This window comes from Nocardia sp. NPDC060220 (genome assembly GCF_042727815.1).
Taxonomy (GTDB): domain Bacteria; phylum Actinomycetota; class Actinomycetes; order Mycobacteriales; family Mycobacteriaceae; genus Nocardia.
The window spans coordinates 1-1,389 of sequence record NZ_JBHWZY010001268.1 but is presented as its reverse complement, the minus strand read 5'-3'; the positions used below and the strand labels follow the sequence as shown (position 1 = coordinate 1,389).

At 68.5% G+C, this 1,389-nt stretch carries 1 protein-coding gene; it reads left to right on the top strand.

Going from position 1 to position 1,389, the window contains the following annotated elements:
• Positions 1-1,389, top strand: a 1,389-nt coding sequence (locus ACFWF3_RS35930; protein ID WP_379318621.1) for an acetoacetate--CoA ligase, incomplete at both ends; no start/stop codon positions are given.

Here is a 1,389-nt window from a genome sequence, read left to right as displayed (position 1 = left end):
ACCGCAATGGGTACCGAGCGCGCAGGACATCGCGTCGGCCCGAATCACCGACTTCGCCGCCTTCGTCACCACGCGAACCGGCGACCCGTACCCTGACTACCAGGCCCTGTGGCAGTGGTCGGTGGACGACGTCGCCGACTTCTGGCAGGCCGTGTGGGACTACTTCGAGCTCGGCGAGACGGCCGGCGAGGTGCTCGGCTCGCGGGAGATGCCGGGCGCGCAATGGTTTCCCGGCACCCGGCTGAACTATGTCGACCAGATCATCCGGATGGCCCAGTTCGGCCGCCCCGCGGTGATCGCCCTGCACGAAGAAGCCGAGCCGCGGGAGGTGTCCTGGGCCGAATTGATCGAACAGGTCACGGTTTTCGCGCGCACCTTGCGTGAGCAGGGCGTCGAGGCGGGCGACCGGGTGGTGGGCTACCTGCCCAATATTCCGGAAGCGATCGTCGCCTTCCTCGCCACCGCCAGTATCGGCGCGGTGTGGAGCGCCTGCGGTCAGGACTACTCGGCCAAGGCCGCGCTGGACCGGCTCGGCCAGCTCGACCCGACGGTGCTGGTCACCGCCGACGGCTACCGGTTCGGCGGCAAGGAACACGACAAACGGGCCGACATCGCGGCACTGCGCGACGGGCTGCCCGGCCTGCGCGCCACCGTCGTCGTCTCGCAACTCGGACGCGAGGTACCCGACACGCTGTCCTGGACGGACTCGGTCGCCGATGCCGGACTCGGTGTCATCGAAACCGTCCCCGTCGATTTCGATCATCCGCTGTGGATCGTGTTCTCCTCCGGCACCACCGGGCTGCCCAAGGGCATCGTCCACGGCCACGGCGGTGTGCTGCTCGAGCATCTGAAAGCCGTAGCGCTGCAATCGAACATGGGCCCCGAGGACACGTTCTTCTGGTACACCAGCCCGAGCTGGATGATGTGGAACTTCCAGGTAGCGGGTCTGCTCACCGGCACCACCGTCGTCACCTACGACGGCAGCCCGACCGCGGGCGGGCCGGATGCGCTGTGGCGCATCGCCGCCCAGGTGGGCGCCACCGTTTTCGGGACCAGCCCCGGCTATGTTCTCGGCTGTGTCAAGGCGGGATCGGTGCCACGCGCCGAGCACGACCTCTCGGCCCTGCGCTCCGTGGGTATCACCGGTTCGTCGCTACCGGTGTCGAGCGCGCTGTGGCTGAACGAGAATGCCGGAGAGCATGTTCAGGTGAACTCGATCAGCGGCGGCACCGATGTGGTGTCGGCGTTCGTCGGTGGCGCCCCGACCGTGCCGGTATGGCCGGGTGAGCTGTCGGCGCCGTATCTCGGCGTCGCCCTCGATGCCTTCGACGAGCAGGGCAACCCCGTGCGCGGCGAGGTCGGCGAGCTGGTGGTCACCGCGCCGATGCC